The following is a 15,437-nucleotide window of genomic DNA, read 5'->3' as shown; positions in this document are numbered from 1 at the left end:
ACTTGCCAAATTGGATCCAATATTCTGTTTGCCTGGTGCGCCTTCAGTTGGCCTTGAAACTGGCCTTCTTCAGCAGCGACTCGTACTGCTGGCTCATCACGTAGGACTGGACCTGGGCCCAGAAGTCCATCGTGACGACCACGATGATCAACAGCGACGTGCCACCGAAGTAGAACGGGACGTTGTACTTCAGCGTCAGGAACTCAGGCAGCAGACACACCCCGGTGATGTACACCGCACCCGCCAGCGTCAGCCGGGACAGGATCTTGTCGATGTGGCGAGCCGTCTGGTCACCGGGACGAATCCCGGGGATGAATGCACCGCTCTTCTTCAGGTTGTCTGCTGTCTCACGGCTGTTGAACACCAGCGCCGTATAGAAGAAGCAGAAGAACACGATCGCGGCCGAATAAAGCAGCACATAGATCGGTTGTCCCGGACGCAGTGCATCCGAGATGTCCTTCAACCAGCGCATGCTGTCACCGGTCGCGAACCAGCTCACCAGGGTGGTCGGCAGCAGGATGATCGACGACGCGAAGATCGGCGGAATCACGCCCGACATGTTCAGCTTCAGCGGCAGATGCGAGCTCTGGCCGCCGTAGACCTTGTTGCCAACCTGCCGCTTGGCATAGTTGACCAAGATCTTGCGCTGACCACGCTCAACGAACACGACCAGGTAGGTCACGCCGATGACGATCGCGATCACGAGCAGGCAAGAGATCACGCTCATTGCACCGGTGCGAACCAGCTCGAGCAGACCACCAATGGCGCCCGGCAGACCCGCAGCGATGCCACCGAAGATCAGGATCGAGATGCCATTGCCCAGGCCACGCTCAGTGATCTGTTCACCCAGCCACATCAGGAACATGGTGCCAGCCACCAGGCTCGTCACCGCAGTGATGCGGAAGCCGAAGCCAGGGCTCAACACCAGACCAGGCGAGCTCTCCAGCGCGAAAGCAATGCTCAAGCTCTGGAAGATTGCCAGGCCCAGCGTGCCGTAGCGGGTGTATTGCGTGATCTTGCGACGACCAGCCTCGCCTTCCTTCTTCAGCGCTTCCAGACTCGGCACCACGTACGTCATCAACTGCATGACGATCGAGGCCGAGATGTAGGGCATGATGCCCAGCGCGAAGACGGTGAAGCGCGACAGCGCACCGCCCGAGAACATGTTGAACAGGCTCAGGATCCCGCCCTGCTGACCCTTGAACAGCTGCTGGAGCTGCGTCGGATCGATGCCGGGCACGGGGATATGAGCCCCGACGCGGTAGACGACCAGCGCGAGCACCAGGAACACAAGACGGCGACGCAGGTCGCCGAACTTGCCGCTCTTGGCCAACTGTGATGCGTTGCTTGCCACTGCTGCCTAGTCCTGTGCTTGGCTGATCAAGCGACCGAGCCGCCGGCGGCTTCGATCGCCGCCTTCGCGCCCGCCGTCACGCCCAGACCCTTGATGCTCACCTTGCGGGTGATTTCGCCGGACTTGATGACCTTGACAGACTTGGCCAGCTCGGACACCAGGCCGACAGCCTTCAGCGTCAGCAGATCGATCTCTTCGCTGGTCAGCAGGTTCAGTTCCGACAGCGTCACTTCCGCATTGAACGGACGAGCCAGCGACTTGAAACCACGCTTGGGCAGGCGACGTTGCAGCGGCATTTGACCGCCTTCGAAGCCGACCTTGTGGAAGCCACCGGCACGCGACTTCTGCCCCTTGTGGCCACGGCCAGCGGTCTTACCCAGACCGGAGCCGATGCCACGGCCCACGCGACGCTTGGCGTGCTTGGCACCAGCGGCGGGCTTGATGGTATTGAGTTGCATCTTGTGTTCCTCGTCGATGCCGTGCTTACAGCACCTGCACCAGGTAGGCGATCTTGTTGATCATGCCGCGGACCGCCGGCGTGTCTTCCAGCGTCTTCGTGCTGTTCAGCTTGCGAAGACCCAGGCCGACCACCGTCGCGCGGTGATCCGCGCGGCAGCCGATCGGGCTGCGGACCAGCTTGACCGTGAGCGTTTTCTTTTCAGACATCTCGATCTCCTGGCGCTCAGTTGAAGATTTCTTCAACCGTCTTGCCGCGCTTGGCCGCCACTTGGGCAGGCGTGGAGCAGCGCTTGAGCGCGTCCAGCGTGGCACGAACCATGTTGTAGGGGTTGGTCGAACCGTGGCTCTTGGTCACGATGTCGGTCACACCCATCACTTCGAAGACAGCGCGCATCGGGCCGCCGGCAATGACGCCGGTACCAGCCGGAGCCGGAGCCATGATCACGTGCGCTGCACCGTGCTCACCCACCACGTTGTGTTGGATGGTGCCGTTGCGCAGCTGGACCTTGACCATGTTGCGGCGGGCCGATTCCATCGCCTTTTGCACGGCGACCGGAACTTCCTTGGCCTTGCCCTTGCCCATGCCGATGCGGCCATCGCCGTCACCGACCACGGTCAGCGCAGCGAAGGACAGCGTGCGGCCGCCCTTCACAACCTTCGTGACGCGGTTGACCGCAATCATCTTTTCCTTCAGGCCGTCGTCGTTGCCTTCGGTCTGAGCGCGGGGTTGAAACTTTGCCATTTCCTAATCCTTTGAGCGTCAGAACTGCAGGCCGGCTTCGCGAGCGGCTTCAGCCAGGGCCTTGACACGGCCGTGGTAAGCGAAGCCCGAACGGTCGAAAGCCACCTTCTCGACGCCAGCAGCCTTCGCCTTCTCGGCGATGCGCTTGCCGATCAGGCTTGCGGCGGCCACGTTGCCACCCTTGCCGGACAGCTGCGTGCGCACTTCCTTCTCGGCGGTCGAAGCGGCAGCCAGCACGCGCTGGCCGTCTTCGGAAATCACCGAGGCGTAGATATGCAGGTTCGAGCGGAAGACCGTCAGACGGGCCACGCGCTGCAGGGCGATGCGAGCACGCGTTTGACGCGAACGACGCAGGCGTTGTTCCTTCTTGTTCAGCATGGCGCGGCTCCTTACTTCTTCTTGGTCTCTTTGAGGGAGACCTTTTCGTCGGCGTAGCGGATGCCCTTGCCCTTGTAGGGCTCCGGCGGACGGATCGCGCGCACTTCAGCGGCGATCTGACCGACGACCTGGCGATCGGCACCCTTGATCAGGATCTCCGTCTGGGTCGGGCATTCGACCTTGATGCCAGCCGGCATGTCCTTGACGACCGGGTGAGAGAACCCGATCTGCAGGTTCAGCTTCTGGCCCTGGGCTTGAGCGCGGAAACCCACGCCGACCAGGTTCAGCTTCTTTTCGAAGCCCTTGCTGACGCCGTTGACCATGTTGGCCAGCAAGGCGCGCATCGTGCCGCTCATCGCATCGGCTTCCGCCGAATCGTTGACGGGGACGAACGTCAGCTTGCCGCCGTCGAGCTTGACCGTAACCAGAGGGTTCACGGCCACGAACAGGGTGCCTTGGGTTCCCTTGACGCTGATCTTCTCAGCGCTGATCGTCACTTCCACGCCTTGCGGGAGGACGACCGGCATTTTTCCAACGCGGGACATTGTCTGTCTCTCCTTGGCTTATGCGACGTAGCAGAGCACTTCGCCGCCGACACCGGCTTGACGTGCTTTGCGGTCGGTCATCACGCCCTTCGGGGTGGTGACGATCGCCACACCCAGGCCATTCATGACCTGGGGAATATCGTGGCGGCCCTTGTAGATGCGCAGGCCGGGACGGCTCACGCGCTCGATGCGCTCGATCACCGGACGGCCGGCGTAATACTTCAGCGCGATCTCGAGCTCGGGACGGGCAGCGTCGCCGCGCACCGCGAAATCGTCGATATAGCCTTCATCCTTCAGGACCTTGGCGATCGCGACCTTCAGCTTCGAAGAAGGCATCACGACGCTGGCCTTCTCAACGCTCTGGGCGTTGCGAATGCGGGTCAGCATATCGGCGATAGGATCACTCATGCTCATACGAAATCTCCTAAACCTGCCGATTACCAGCTGGCCTTGACGACACCGGGGATGTCGCCCTTGAAGGCCAGCTCACGAATCTTGTTACGTGCCAGGCCGAACTTGCGGAACGTGCCACGGGGGCGGCCGGTCAGCTCGCAGCGGTTACGCTGGCGGGTCGGGTTGGCGTTGCGGGGCAGCTTCTGCAGCTCCAGACGGGCCAGATAGCGCTCTTCGTCCGACTTCTTGCTGTCGTCGATGATGGCCTTCAGTTCCGCGTACTTCTTCGCGTACTTGGCGACCAGTTGGGCGCGCTTCAGCTCACGTTGCTTGATCGAGAGTTTTGCCACGGGTCACCTCAGTTCTTGAACGGGAACTTGAACGCAGCCAGGAGTGCCTTGGCTTCGTCGTCCGTCTTGGCCGTCGTCGTGATGCTGATGTTCAGACCACGCAGAGCATCCACCTTGTCGTATTCGATTTCGGGGAAGATGATCTGTTCCTTGACGCCGATGTTGTAGTTGCCGCGACCGTCGAACGAGCGACCCGAGATACCGCGGAAGTCACGCACGCGCGGCAAGGCCACGGTCACGAAACGATCCAGGAATTCGTACATCGTGGCGCCACGCAGGGTCACCATGCAGCCGATAGGCACGCCGTCACGAATCTTGAAGCCGGCGATCGCCTTCTTCGACTTCGTCACCACGGGCTTCTGTCCAGCGATCTTGGTCAGGTCGCCCACGGCGTGGTCCATGACCTTCTTGTCAGCGACCGCCTCGCTCACGCCCATGTTCAGCGTGATCTTGGTGATGCGCGGCACTTCCATCACGGACTTGTAGCCGAACTTCTCGGTCAGACCGGGGACGACCTTCTCGCGATAGAACTCTTGCAAACGAGCCATGTCTTACCCCTTAGGCCTTGATCTCTTCGCCGGTCGACTTGAACACGCGCACCCGCTTGCCGTCGGCGCCGAGCTTGATGCCCACGCGATCGGCCTTGCCGGAAGCGGCGTTGAAGATCGCCACGTTGGATTGATGGATGGGCATGGACTTGTCGACGATGCCGCCAGTCGTGCCCTTCAGCGGGTTCGGCTTGACGTGCTTCTTGACGACGTTGATGCCGTCGATCACGACGTGGTCAGCGTCCACGCGCAGCGTCACGGTGCCGCGCTTACCCTTGTCGCGGCCGGTCAGGACGATGATCTCGTCGCCTGTGCGAATCTTGTTCATGGCAATACCTTTGTCTGAGCGGGGCTTAGAGCACCTCAGGCGCCAGCGACACGATCTTCATGAAGCGCTCGGTACGCAGTTCACGCGTGACCGGGCCGAAGATGCGGGTGCCGATGGGCTCCAGCTTGGCGTTCAGCAGCACGGCGGCATTGCCGTCGAACTTGACCAGGGAGCCGTCCTGGCGGCGCACACCCTTGGCAGTGCGCACGACCACCGCGTTGTAAACCTCGCCCTTTTTGACGCGGCCACGCGGCGCAGCTTCCTTGATGCTGACCTTGATGATGTCGCCAATATGGGCATAACGACGCTTGGAACCACCAAGCACCTTGATGCACATGACGGACTTGGCGCCAGTGTTGTCCGCGACGTCGAGTCGCGATTGCATTTGGATCATGTCTGTCCCCAACTTTTCCCGCTCAGGCAACTGCGACCATCGCAGCCATCCAGAGAGCGGTCAGTCTTGGGCCCGTAAGCCAATCACCTGTCACCTTGCGGCGACCCGCGTCTGGCCTAAATGGGCAAGAAACCTAGAACCGAAGGCGGCTGCCCTGTGAGCTGGTCACAGAACCCATCGAGCGACGGAGCCACCATTCGGCGAAGCTACGGATTATGCGGCAAGCACAATCCGCCTGTCAACTGTTGTTGATGCGTGTCAGAGCGACTGCGCCTGCTTGAGCAGCGTTCCGGCGTCGCTGACCTCGAACTTGCCAGGAGCCTCGATGTTCAGGCTCTTGACCACGCCATCTCTGACCAGCATCGAGTAGCGCTGCGAGCGCAGACCCATGCCTCGAGCGGTCAGGTCCAGCGTCAAACCAGTGGCCTGAGTGAACATGGCACTGCCGTCGGCCATCATGCGCACCTTGCCGGAGGTCTTCTGCTCACGACCCCAGGCGCCCATCACGAACGCGTCGTTGACAGACACACACCAGATCTCATCCACGCCGGCCGCCCTGAGCGCCTCAGCCTGAGCGACGTAGCCCGGGACGTGCTGCGCGGAACAGGTCGGCGTGAACGCGCCAGGCAGCGCGAAGATCGCTACGGTCTTTCCTGCAGTCAGCTTCTCGATGTCGAAGCTGTTCGGGCCGAGCGAGCAACCTTCACCCTCGACCTCAATGAATTCCTGCAGATTGCCACTTGGCAGTCGATCGCCTACTTTCAGCATGTCGCGCTCCTGATTCTGTTGTCGGTTGATGAAAGCGGCAGAGTGTGCCGCGAAAAATGAAAAATGGCTGGACACCGGGATACCGATGTACCAGCCATTTGCGAGCACGGAGCGGTCACCCGCTCCAGGCACACGTCGCGCGCAGCGCGCGACATCGGCGATCAGACCAACTGAGCCTTCTGGACCAGGCGGGTCACAACCCAGCTCTTGGTCTTCGACAGCGGACGGCCTTCGGCGATCTCGACCACGTCACCCATCTTGTACTCGCCATTTTCGTCATGGGCGTGGTACTTGCGGGAACGGGCCACGATCTTGCCGTAGAGCTCGTGCTTGGCACGGCGCTCAACCAGCACGGTGATCGTCTTGGCGCGCTTGTCGCTGACGACGCGACCGATCAGGGTGCGGGTGTTCTTCTCTTGAGCTTGCGTCATTTCGCGGCTCCCTTCTTCTCGGCCAGGATGGTCTTGGCGCGGGCGATGTCACGACGCGTGTTGCCCAGCACCGAAGTGTTGGTCAGTTGTTGCGTCGCCTTTTGCATGCGCAGACCAAAGTGGGCCTTCAGCAGATCAGTGACTTCCTTCTTCAGGGCAGCCACGTCTTTCGCGCGCAGTTCAGATGCTTTCATGGGGTGTTCTCCAATCAGGCGCCGAGCTGGCGGGCCACGAAGGTGCAGCGCAAGGGCAGCTTGGCAGCGGCCAGCGTGAACGCCTCGCGCGCCAGAGCCTCAGGCACGCCGTTGATCTCGTAGAGCACCTTGCCGGGCTGGATCTCAGCCACGTAGTACTCCGGGTTGCCCTTGCCGTTACCCATACGGACTTCGGCAGGCTTTTGCGAGATCGGCTTGTCCGGGAAGATGCGGATGAAAATCCGGCCACCGCGCTTGATGTGACGCGAGATGGCGCGGCGAGCCGCTTCGATCTGACGAGCCGTGATACGGCCGCGCTCGGTGGCCTTCAGGCCGAAGTCACCGAAAGCGACGGTCGCGCCGCGGGTAGCAACACCAGTGTTGCGGCCCTTTTGCTCCTTGCGGTATTTGCGACGAGCGGGTTGCAGCATGTTGAGTTCTCCTTACGCCTGGCCGCCGTCAGCGGCGGGCTTGCGCACCACACGCTTCGCAGCAGGCTTGTCGCCGCCTTCGGCAGGCTTGTCGCCACGACCACGGCCACCCGGCGCGCCCGGACGGGCATTGCGACGGGGACGACGATCATCTTCGGCACCCGGGGGGGTGTTGATCACGGGAGCCTCGCCATTGGCCAGGCGGTCACCGCGGTACACCCACACCTTGACGCCAATCACGCCGTAGGTGGTCTTGGCTTCGGAGAAGCCGTAATCGATGTCAGCCTTCAGGGTGTGCAGAGGCACACGACCTTCGCGATACCACTCGGTACGAGCGATTTCGATGCCGTTCAGACGGCCAGCGGACATGATCTTGATGCCCTGAGCGCCCAGACGCATCGCGTTCTGCATCGCGCGCTTCATGGCGCGACGGAACATGATGCGCTTTTCCAGCTGCTGGGTGATCGAGTCGGCGATCAGTTGGGCATCGATTTCGGGCTTGCGCACTTCCTCGATGTTGACCGCGACAGGCACGCCCAGACGCTTGGTCAGTTCGGCCTTCAGGTTCTCGATGTCCTCGCCCTTCTTGCCGATCACCACGCCCGGACGGGCCGAGAAGATCGTGATGCGGGCGTTCTTCGCAGGACGCTCGATCAGGATGCGCGAAACGGCGGCGTTCTTCAGCTTGGCCTTCAGGAACTCGCGGACTTGCAGATCCTCGGCCAGCATGCTGGCGAAGTTCTGGTTGTTCGCGTACCAGCGCGACGCCCAGTTACGGGTGACGGGCAGGCGGAAGCCAGTCGGATGAATTTTCTGTCCCATAGTCTTCCTTCAGGCTCAGTGGCCGACGGTCACGTAGATATGGCAGGTCGGCTTGCTGATGCGATTGCCGCGGCCCTTGGCGCGCGCGGAGAACCGCTTCAGCGTGGTGCCCTGCTCCACGTAGATCGAAGTGACCTTCAGCTCGTCAATGTCGGCACCGTCGTTGTGCTCGGCATTGGCGATCGCCGATTCCAGCGCCTTCTTGATGATCAGCGCGGCCTTCTTCTGGGTGAACTCGAGGATGTTCAGCGCTTGATCCACCTTCTTGCCGCGGATCAGGTCCGCCACCAGGCGACCCTTATCAAACGACAGGCGGACGCCACGAACGATTGCTTTGGTTTCCATCGTCGTCATCCTTACTTCTTGCCGGCCTTCTTGTCGGCCGGGTGGCCTTTGAAGGTGCGGGTCAGAGCGAACTCACCCAGCTTGTGACCGACCATCTGGTCCGACACATAGACCGGCACGTGCTGCTTGCCGTTGTGCACGGCGATCGTCAGACCGATGAACTCGGGCAGGATCGTCGAACGACGCGACCAGGTCTTGATGGGCTTCTTGTCCTTGATGGCAACGGCCTTGTCGACCTTGGCCATCAGGTGATGGTCCACGAAGGGACCCTTCTTGAGGGAACGAGCCATGTTGGTCTACCCCTTACTTCTTGCGACGCGAGACGATGAAAGTCTGCGTGCGCTTGTTGTTGCGAGTGCGGTAGCCCTTCGTCAGGGTGTTCCACGGCGACACAGGGGCCTGACCTTCACCCGTACGACCCTCACCACCACCGTGCGGGTGGTCGACCGGGTTCATGGCGGTACCACGCACGGTCGGGCGGATGCCCTTCCAGCGGATGGCGCCGGCCTTGCCGTACTGACGCAGGCTGTGCTCTTCGTTGCTCACCTCACCGATGGTGGCACGGCAGTCGATGTGCACGCGGCGGACTTCGCCGGAGCGCAGACGGATCTGAGCGTACGAACCATCACGCGCCATCAGCACCACGGAGGTACCGGCGGAGCGGGCGATCTGGGCACCCTTGCTCGGCAGCAGTTCCACGCAATGGATCGTCGAACCCACGGGGATGTTGCGGATCGGCAGGGTGTTGCCGACCTTGATCGGAGCTTCGGCTCCGCTCAGGATCGTCGAACCGACTTCCAGATTGCGCGGCGCAATGATGTAGCGACGCTCACCATCGGCATAGCACACCAGGGCGATATGAGCCGTGCGGTTCGGGTCGTACTCGATGCGCTCGACCTTCGCCGGGATGCCATCCTTGTTGCGACGGAAGTCGACCACGCGGTAGTGGTGCTTGTGACCACCGCCCTTGTGGCGCACCGTGATGTGACCGTTGTTGTTACGGCCAGAGTTCTGCTTCTGGGGCTCGAGCAGCGAAGCCTCGGGAGCGCCCTTGTGCAGGTGCTTGTGCACCACCTTCACCACGCCACGACGGCCAGGCGAAGTCGGCTTGACTTTAACGACGGCCATTACGCAGCCTCCCCGGAGAAGTTGAGCTCCTGGCCAGCCTTCAGCGACACATACGCCTTCTTGACGTGGTCGCGACGGCCTTGACGACCGCCGAAGCGCTTGGTCTTGCCCTTGACGTTGACGACGTTCACCGCATCGACCTCGACCTTGAACATCAGTTCAACAGCGGCCTTGATCTCGAGCTTCGTCGCGTCGCGCAAGACCTTGAACAGGACTTGGTTGTGCTTTTCACCAGCCATCGTGGCCTTCTCGGACACGATCGGAGCGAGCAGCACCTTGGCCAGACGGCCATCAGCAAACTTGGGCGCGCTCATGCCAGCATCTCCTTCAGTTGCTCGATCGCAGCCTTCGTCACGAGGACCTTCTTGTAGAAGACCAGCGACAGCGGATCGACGTAACGCGGCTCAACGACCAGCACGTTCGGCAGATTGCGCGAAGCGAGCAGCAGGTTGTCGTCCACCTGGTCGGAGATCACCATGACGTGATTCAGACCCATGCCCTTGAGCTTGGCGGCCAGCAGCTTGGTCTTCGGGGCTTCGATCGAGATCGAGTCCACCACAGCCAGACGACCTTCGCGAGCCAGTTGCGACAGGATCGCAACCATGCCAGCGCGGTACATCTTCTTGTTCAGCTTGTGCGAGAAGTTCTCGTCGGGCTTGTTCGGGAAGATGCGACCGCCCCCACGCCACAGCGGCGAGGAGGTCATACCAGCACGCGCGTTGCCGGTGCCCTTTTGACGGAACGGCTTCTTCGTCGAGTGACGGACTTCAGCGCGGGTCAGCTGGGCGCGAGTGCCTTGGCGGGCGTTGGCCTGATAGGCCACGACCACCTGGTGCACCAGGGCTTCGTTGTAATCACGAGCGAAAAGGGTGTCGGGAGCGTCGACCTTCGACGTCGCCTGACCCTGCTCATTCAGGAGCTCGAGTTGCATCAGTTGGCTCCCTTCTTGGCCTTGACCTTGACGGCCGGGTGGATCACGACGAATCCTTCCTTCGCGCCAGGAACCGCACCACGGACCAGAACCAGCTGGCGGGCTTCGTCGATACGGACCACGTCCAGATTCTGGACGGTCACGGTGACGTCGCCGAGGTGGCCCGACATCTTCTTGCCCGGGAACACCCGGCCCGGATCCTGCGCCATCGAGATGGAGCCAGGAACATTGTGCGAGCGGCTGTTACCGTGCGAAGCGCGCTGCGAACCGAAGTTGTGGCGCTTGATGGTGCCCGCGAAGCCCTTACCGATCGACGTGCCCTGCACATCGACCAGTTGGCCGGCGGCGAACAGCGTCACGGGGACTTGTGCGCCAGCCTTGTATTCGGCGGCGACCGCAGCATCCACGCGGAATTCTTTGATGATTTCACCGGCTTCAACACCAGCCTTGGCGAGGTGACCCGCTTGCGGCTTCGTGACACGGGACGCCTTGCGCGCGCCGTAGGTCACTTGGATGGCGCTGTAGCCGTCGGTTTCTTCGGTCTTGATCTGGGTCACGCGGTTGTTGGACACGTCCAGCACGGTCACGGGGACGGTATCACCGTCGACCGTGAACACACGCATCATGCCCACCTTGCGGCCCAGCAATCCGAGACGATTGCTAAGACTCATGGTTTTCTCCTGACCCCGAACGCACCGACGGAGACACCGCCGTGCACCTGAAGTCATTTCACACACCCGACATCGATTGGCCGGGCCGACAAGCATCGCTCCTTCGATGAGGCCAGGGGTAAAGGCCCCAAACCCTTCGACGGCGATGCGACGAAACCGCACCAGGAAATCCCGGCGCGGAAAAGCTGCGGAGTATAGCGCCAACCCTGACTGCACCGCAAGCAGAGCGCCAGCTGCGCCAAAGAAAAAGGCGACCCGAAGGTCGCCTTCCAGAGAGCGGCTGGATCACTCCAGCGCCCAGCCGCATCACTGCAGCTTGATCTCGACGTCCACGCCGGCCGGCAGGTCCAGCTTCATCAGCGCGTCGACCGTCTTGTCGGTCGGATCGACGATGTCCATCAGACGCTGGTGGGTGCGGATTTCAAACTGGTCGCGCGACGTCTTGTTGACGTGCGGCGAACGCAGGATGTCGAAACGTTCCTTGCGGGTCGGCAGGGGCACGGGACCCTTGACGATCGCGCCGGTGCGCTTGGCTGTTTCCACGATTTCCAGAGCCGATTGGTCGATCAGCTTGTAATCGAAGGCCTTCAGCCGGATGCGGATCTTTTGCTTGGTAGACATGACTTTTCCTTCAAAGAGCGACGCGATGCGCGAAGCATCGCGGAGGCAGCGATGGCGCCGCCGAGTTCGGGACTCGCCGCTCGCCGAAACGAGTGGCGCGCCTTACCGGTACCCGGCGGGTACCAGCAAAAGATTTACTCGATGATGGTGGCCACGACGCCCGAGCCGACGGTACGACCGCCTTCACGGATGGCGAAGCGCAGACCCTGCTCCATGGCGATCGGAGCGATCAGCTTCACGGTGATGCTGACGTTGTCGCCAGGCATGACCATTTCCTTGTCCTTCGGCAGCTCCACGGCGCCAGTCACGTCCGTCGTGCGGAAGTAGAACTGGGGACGGTAGTTGTTGAAGAACGGGGTGTGACGGCCGCCCTCTTCCTTGCTCAGAACGTAGATCTCAGCGGTGAAGTGGGTGTGCGGCTTGATCGAGCCGGGCTTGGCCAGCACCTGGCCGCGCTCGACGTCTTCACGCTTGGTGCCGCGCAGCAGGATACCGACGTTGTCGCCGGCTTGACCCTGGTCCAGCAGCTTGCGGAACATTTCCACGCCGGTCACGGTCGTCTTCTGCACTTCGCGGATACCGACGATCTCGATTTCCTCGCCGACCTTGATGATGCCGCGCTCGACACGACCCGTCACCACGGTGCCGCGGCCCGAGATCGAGAACACGTCTTCCACCGGCAGCAGGAACGCGCCGTCAACGGCACGGTCCGGCTGGGGGATGTACGTGTCCAGCGCGTCAGCCAGGCGCATGATGGCCTGCTCGCCCAGATCGCCCGTGTCGCCTTCCAGCGCCAGCTTGGCCGAACCCTTGATGATCGGCGTGTCGTCGCCCGGGAAGTCGTACTTGCTCAGCAGCTCGCGGACTTCCATCTCCACCAGCTCCAGCAGCTCGGCGTCGTCCACCATGTCGCACTTGTTCAGGAAGACGATGATGAACTTCACACCCACCTGACGCGCCAGCAGGATGTGCTCGCGGGTCTGGGGCATCGGGCCGTCAGCGGCCGAGCACACCAGGATCGCGCCGTCCATCTGAGCCGCGCCCGTGATCATGTTCTTCACATAGTCAGCGTGGCCCGGGCAGTCAACGTGCGCGTAGTGGCGGTTGGCCGTCTCGTACTCGACGTGCGCGGTGTTGATCGTGATGCCACGCGCCTTCTCTTCCGGCGCCGCGTCGATCTGGTCGTACGCCTTGGCTTCGCCGCCGAACTTCTTCGACAGCACGGTCGCGATCGCGGCCGTCAGCGTCGTCTTGCCATGGTCAACGTGACCAATCGTGCCCACGTTCACGTGCGGCTTGGTACGTTCAAACTTGCCTTTTGCCATTTCAATTCTCCAAAAAGAGCATTTGCCCGGTCTGTTGGTTTAGCGTTTCCGCAGCGTCCTGTATCCCCGGCGACCGGCAACCGGGAGGAGTCACTGCGAAGACGATTCGACGATCGAGAACGAAACGAGCCGGCACTCCAGAGCACCGGCTCAGGTCATCACTTTGCGCGAGCAGTGATGATCGCGTCAGCAACGTTCTTCGGAGCTTCGCTGTAGTGCTTGAACTCCATCGTGTACGTCGCACGGCCTTGCGTGGCCGAACGCAGCGAGGTCGAGTAGCCGAACATCTCGGACAGAGGAACCTCCGCCTTGATGATCTTGCCGCCACCGATCATGTCGTCCATGCCTTGCACCATGCCACGACGGCTGGACAGATCGCCCATCACCGTACCAGCATAGTCTTCCGGCGTTTCGACTTCCACGGCCATCATCGGCTCGAGAATGACCGGGCTGGCGCGACGGCAGGCTTCCTTGAAGCCCATCGAGGCGGCCATCTTGAACGCGTTTTCGTTCGAGTCCACGTCATGGTACGAACCGAAGGTCAGCGTGACCTTCACGTCCACGACCGGGTAGCCGGCCAGCACGCCGTTCGGCAGGCTGTCGATGACACCCTTCTCGACCGCGGGGATGAACTCGCGGGGCACCACGCCGCCCTTGATGGCGTCAACGAACTCGAAGCCCTTGCCGGCCTCTTGCGGTTCCAGCGAGAACACGACGTGACCGTACTGGCCCTTGCCGCCCGACTGGCGCACGAACTTGCCTTCAACGTCGGTCACCGACTTGCGGACCGTTTCGCGGTAGGCGACTTGCGGCTTGCCCACGTTGGCTTCCACGCCGAATTCGCGCTTCATGCGGTCGACGATGATTTCCAGGTGAAGCTCGCCCATGCCGGAAATGATGGTCTGGCCGGACTCTTCGTCGGTGCGCAGGCGGAAGGACGGATCTTCGGCCGCCAGACGACCCAGCGCGATGCCCATCTTTTCCTGGTCAGCCTTGGTCTTCGGCTCGACGGCCTGCGAGATCACCGGCTCCGGGAAGACCATGCGCTCCAGCGTGATGATGCTGTCGGGGTCGCACAGGGTTTCGCCCGTGGTGACGTCCTTCAGGCCCACGCAGGCAGCAATGTCGCCCGCCAGAATTTCCTTGATTTCTTCACGCTGGTTGGCGTGCATCTGCAGGATCCGGCCGATACGCTCCTTCTTGCCGCGGACCGGGTTGTAGACGGTCGCACCCGACTGCAGCACGCCCGAATAGACGCGCACGAAGGTCAGTTGGCCGACGTACGGGTCGGTCATCAGCTTGAAGGCCAGCGCCGAGAACTTTTCTTCGTCGGTACGCTGACGCGAGATCGGCTGCTCATCTTCGTCCGTGCCCGAGACCGGCGGGATGTCCAGCGGCGACGGCAGGAAGTCGATGACGGCATCCAGCATGCGCTGCACGCCCTTGTTCTTGAACGCGGTGCCGCACAGCATCGGCTGGATCTCGGTCGCGATGGTGCGCTTGCGGATCGCCAGCTTGATCTCTTCCTCGGTCAGGTCGCCCGTCTCGAGGTACTTGTTCATCAGCTCTTCGGTGGCTTCCGCAGCGGCTTCGACCATCTTCTCGCGCCATTCGTTGGCGGTGTCGACGAGGTTGGCCGGGATGTCCTGATACTCGAACTTCATGCCCTGGGACGCTTCGTCCCAGATGATGGCCTTCATCTTGAGCAGGTCCACCACGCCGGTGAAGTTCTCTTCGGCGCCGATGGGGATCACGATGGGCACCGGGTTCGCCTTCAGGCGGGTCTTCATCTGGTCGACGACCTTGAAGAAGTTGGCACCGGTACGGTCCATCTTGTTCACGAACGCCAGACGCGGCACGCGGTACTTGTTGGCCTGGCGCCAGACGGTTTCCGACTGGGGCTGCACGCCACCGACGGCGCAGTACACCATGCAGGCGCCGTCCAGCACGCGCATCGAACGTTCGACTTCAATCGTGAAGTCCACGTGTCCGGGCGTGTCGATGATGTTGAAGCGATGCTCGGGGTAGGACATGTCCATGCCCTTCCAGAAGCAGGTCGTCGCGGCCGACGTGATCGTGATGCCGCGCTCTTGTTCCTGCTCCATCCAGTCCATCGTGGCAGCGCCGTCGTGCACTTCACCGATCTTGTGGTTCACACCGGTGTAATACAGGATGCGTTCCGTCGTGGTGGTCTTGCCGGCATCGATGTGCGCCGAGATACCGATGTTGCGGTAGCGCTCGATGGGGGTCTTGCGGGACATGGTGTCACTCCAAATGCA

25 protein-coding genes are annotated in these 15,437 nt (G+C 61.9%); all 25 read right to left on the bottom strand.

Annotated elements, in window-relative coordinates:
- Positions 1–43: 43 nt before the first annotated feature.
- The 25 genes from secY to fusA all read right to left on the bottom strand — a co-directional run bounded on the left by secY (position 44) and on the right by fusA (position 15,419).
- Positions 44–1,354 carry a preprotein translocase subunit SecY gene (gene secY / locus ACQ4L4_RS24450; RefSeq protein WP_088404618.1) on the bottom strand — a complete coding sequence of 437 codons (1,311 nt, stop codon included), beginning with the start codon at positions 1,352–1,354 and terminating at the stop codon, positions 44–46.
- Between the two features lie 26 nt (positions 1,355–1,380).
- Positions 1,381–1,812, bottom strand: a complete 432-nt coding sequence (gene rplO / locus ACQ4L4_RS24445) for a 50S ribosomal protein L15 (protein ID WP_297524281.1) — start codon at positions 1,810–1,812, stop codon at positions 1,381–1,383.
- A 25-nt stretch (positions 1,813–1,837) separates the two neighbouring features.
- Complete coding sequence (gene rpmD, locus ACQ4L4_RS24440) at positions 1,838–2,020, bottom strand: 50S ribosomal protein L30 (RefSeq protein ID WP_088385516.1); 183 nt, start codon at positions 2,018–2,020, stop codon at positions 1,838–1,840.
- 16 nt (positions 2,021–2,036) lie between these two features.
- Complete coding sequence (rpsE, locus tag ACQ4L4_RS24435) at positions 2,037–2,555, bottom strand: 30S ribosomal protein S5 (protein WP_067278825.1); 519 nt, start codon at positions 2,553–2,555, stop codon at positions 2,037–2,039.
- 18 nt (positions 2,556–2,573) lie between these two features.
- Positions 2,574–2,933 (bottom strand): 50S ribosomal protein L18, encoded by a 360-nt coding sequence (gene rplR / locus ACQ4L4_RS24430; RefSeq protein WP_377158095.1) that lies wholly within the window; start codon positions 2,931–2,933, stop codon positions 2,574–2,576.
- Between the two features lie 11 nt (positions 2,934–2,944).
- Positions 2,945–3,478, bottom strand: coding sequence for a 50S ribosomal protein L6 (gene rplF / locus ACQ4L4_RS24425; protein ID WP_431101408.1), 534 nt, complete (start codon positions 3,476–3,478; stop codon positions 2,945–2,947).
- 18 nt (positions 3,479–3,496) lie between these two features.
- Positions 3,497–3,892 carry a 30S ribosomal protein S8 gene (gene rpsH / locus ACQ4L4_RS24420; RefSeq protein WP_058933609.1) on the bottom strand — a complete coding sequence of 132 codons (396 nt, stop codon included), beginning with the start codon at positions 3,890–3,892 and terminating at the stop codon, positions 3,497–3,499.
- 23 nt (positions 3,893–3,915) lie between these two features.
- The gene (gene rpsN, locus ACQ4L4_RS24415; protein WP_067065192.1) at positions 3,916–4,221 is read right to left on the bottom strand and encodes a 30S ribosomal protein S14; all 306 of its coding nucleotides are present in this window, start codon (positions 4,219–4,221) and stop codon (positions 3,916–3,918) included.
- A gap of 8 nt (positions 4,222–4,229) precedes the next feature.
- Complete coding sequence (rplE, locus tag ACQ4L4_RS24410) at positions 4,230–4,769, bottom strand: 50S ribosomal protein L5 (RefSeq protein ID WP_067278833.1); 540 nt, start codon at positions 4,767–4,769, stop codon at positions 4,230–4,232.
- 10 nt (positions 4,770–4,779) lie between these two features.
- Positions 4,780–5,097, bottom strand: coding sequence for a 50S ribosomal protein L24 (gene rplX, locus ACQ4L4_RS24405; RefSeq protein WP_067278835.1), 318 nt, complete (start codon positions 5,095–5,097; stop codon positions 4,780–4,782).
- 25 nt (positions 5,098–5,122) lie between these two features.
- Positions 5,123–5,491 (bottom strand): 50S ribosomal protein L14, encoded by a 369-nt coding sequence (gene rplN, locus ACQ4L4_RS24400; protein WP_058933605.1) that lies wholly within the window; start codon positions 5,489–5,491, stop codon positions 5,123–5,125.
- Positions 5,492–5,749: 258 nt separating this feature from the next.
- Positions 5,750–6,259, bottom strand: coding sequence for a peroxiredoxin (locus ACQ4L4_RS24395; RefSeq protein WP_431101407.1), 510 nt, complete (start codon positions 6,257–6,259; stop codon positions 5,750–5,752).
- 161 nt (positions 6,260–6,420) lie between these two features.
- Entirely contained in the window at positions 6,421–6,690 is a 270-nt protein-coding gene (rpsQ, locus tag ACQ4L4_RS24390) for a 30S ribosomal protein S17 (RefSeq protein WP_067278841.1), read from the bottom strand.
- The gene (gene rpmC / locus ACQ4L4_RS24385; RefSeq protein ID WP_088404614.1) at positions 6,687–6,884 is read right to left on the bottom strand and encodes a 50S ribosomal protein L29; all 198 of its coding nucleotides are present in this window, start codon (positions 6,882–6,884) and stop codon (positions 6,687–6,689) included. Before rpmC ends, rpsQ begins: the two co-directional genes overlap by 4 nt.
- A 14-nt stretch (positions 6,885–6,898) precedes the next feature.
- Positions 6,899–7,315, bottom strand: coding sequence for a 50S ribosomal protein L16 (rplP, locus tag ACQ4L4_RS24380; RefSeq protein ID WP_297524278.1), 417 nt, complete (start codon positions 7,313–7,315; stop codon positions 6,899–6,901).
- A 12-nt stretch (positions 7,316–7,327) separates the two neighbouring features.
- The gene (rpsC, locus tag ACQ4L4_RS24375; RefSeq protein ID WP_377158101.1) at positions 7,328–8,137 is read right to left on the bottom strand and encodes a 30S ribosomal protein S3; all 810 of its coding nucleotides are present in this window, start codon (positions 8,135–8,137) and stop codon (positions 7,328–7,330) included.
- A 15-nt stretch (positions 8,138–8,152) separates the two neighbouring features.
- On the bottom strand, positions 8,153–8,482 hold the full coding sequence (rplV, locus tag ACQ4L4_RS24370) for a 50S ribosomal protein L22 (protein WP_067283213.1): 330 nt from the start codon (positions 8,480–8,482) through the stop codon (positions 8,153–8,155).
- A gap of 11 nt (positions 8,483–8,493) precedes the next feature.
- Positions 8,494–8,772, bottom strand: coding sequence for a 30S ribosomal protein S19 (gene rpsS, locus ACQ4L4_RS24365; protein ID WP_058933599.1), 279 nt, complete (start codon positions 8,770–8,772; stop codon positions 8,494–8,496).
- Positions 8,773–8,785: 13 nt separating this feature from the next.
- Entirely contained in the window at positions 8,786–9,610 is an 825-nt protein-coding gene (rplB, locus tag ACQ4L4_RS24360; protein ID WP_377158102.1) for a 50S ribosomal protein L2, read from the bottom strand.
- Positions 9,610–9,924 (bottom strand): 50S ribosomal protein L23, encoded by a 315-nt coding sequence (rplW, locus tag ACQ4L4_RS24355; protein WP_377158104.1) that lies wholly within the window; start codon positions 9,922–9,924, stop codon positions 9,610–9,612. The genes rplB and rplW overlap by 1 nt, the downstream gene beginning before the upstream one ends.
- Positions 9,921–10,541, bottom strand: coding sequence for a 50S ribosomal protein L4 (gene rplD / locus ACQ4L4_RS24350; protein WP_431101406.1), 621 nt, complete (start codon positions 10,539–10,541; stop codon positions 9,921–9,923). Before rplD ends, rplW begins: the two co-directional genes overlap by 4 nt.
- A complete protein-coding gene (rplC, locus tag ACQ4L4_RS24345; RefSeq protein ID WP_377158107.1) occupies positions 10,541–11,212 on the bottom strand; it encodes a 50S ribosomal protein L3 in 672 nt (223 codons plus the stop codon). Before rplC ends, rplD begins: the two co-directional genes overlap by 1 nt.
- A 306-nt stretch (positions 11,213–11,518) precedes the next feature.
- The gene (rpsJ, locus tag ACQ4L4_RS24340) at positions 11,519–11,833 is read right to left on the bottom strand and encodes a 30S ribosomal protein S10 (RefSeq protein WP_067278868.1); all 315 of its coding nucleotides are present in this window, start codon (positions 11,831–11,833) and stop codon (positions 11,519–11,521) included.
- Between the two features lie 134 nt (positions 11,834–11,967).
- Positions 11,968–13,158, bottom strand: a complete 1,191-nt coding sequence (tuf, locus tag ACQ4L4_RS24335) for an elongation factor Tu (protein ID WP_377158110.1) — start codon at positions 13,156–13,158, stop codon at positions 11,968–11,970.
- Positions 13,159–13,316: 158 nt separating this feature from the next.
- The gene (gene fusA / locus ACQ4L4_RS24330) at positions 13,317–15,419 is read right to left on the bottom strand and encodes an elongation factor G (RefSeq protein ID WP_431101405.1); all 2,103 of its coding nucleotides are present in this window, start codon (positions 15,417–15,419) and stop codon (positions 13,317–13,319) included.
- Positions 15,420–15,437: the final 18 nt, after the last annotated feature.

Origin of the sequence: Roseateles noduli (assembly GCF_050626985.1) — a bacterium.
Taxonomy (GTDB): Bacteria; Pseudomonadota; Gammaproteobacteria; order Burkholderiales; family Burkholderiaceae_C; genus Roseateles; species Roseateles noduli_A.
Note: the sequence above shows the minus strand (reverse complement) of the source record. Positions and strands in the feature narration are given on the sequence as shown.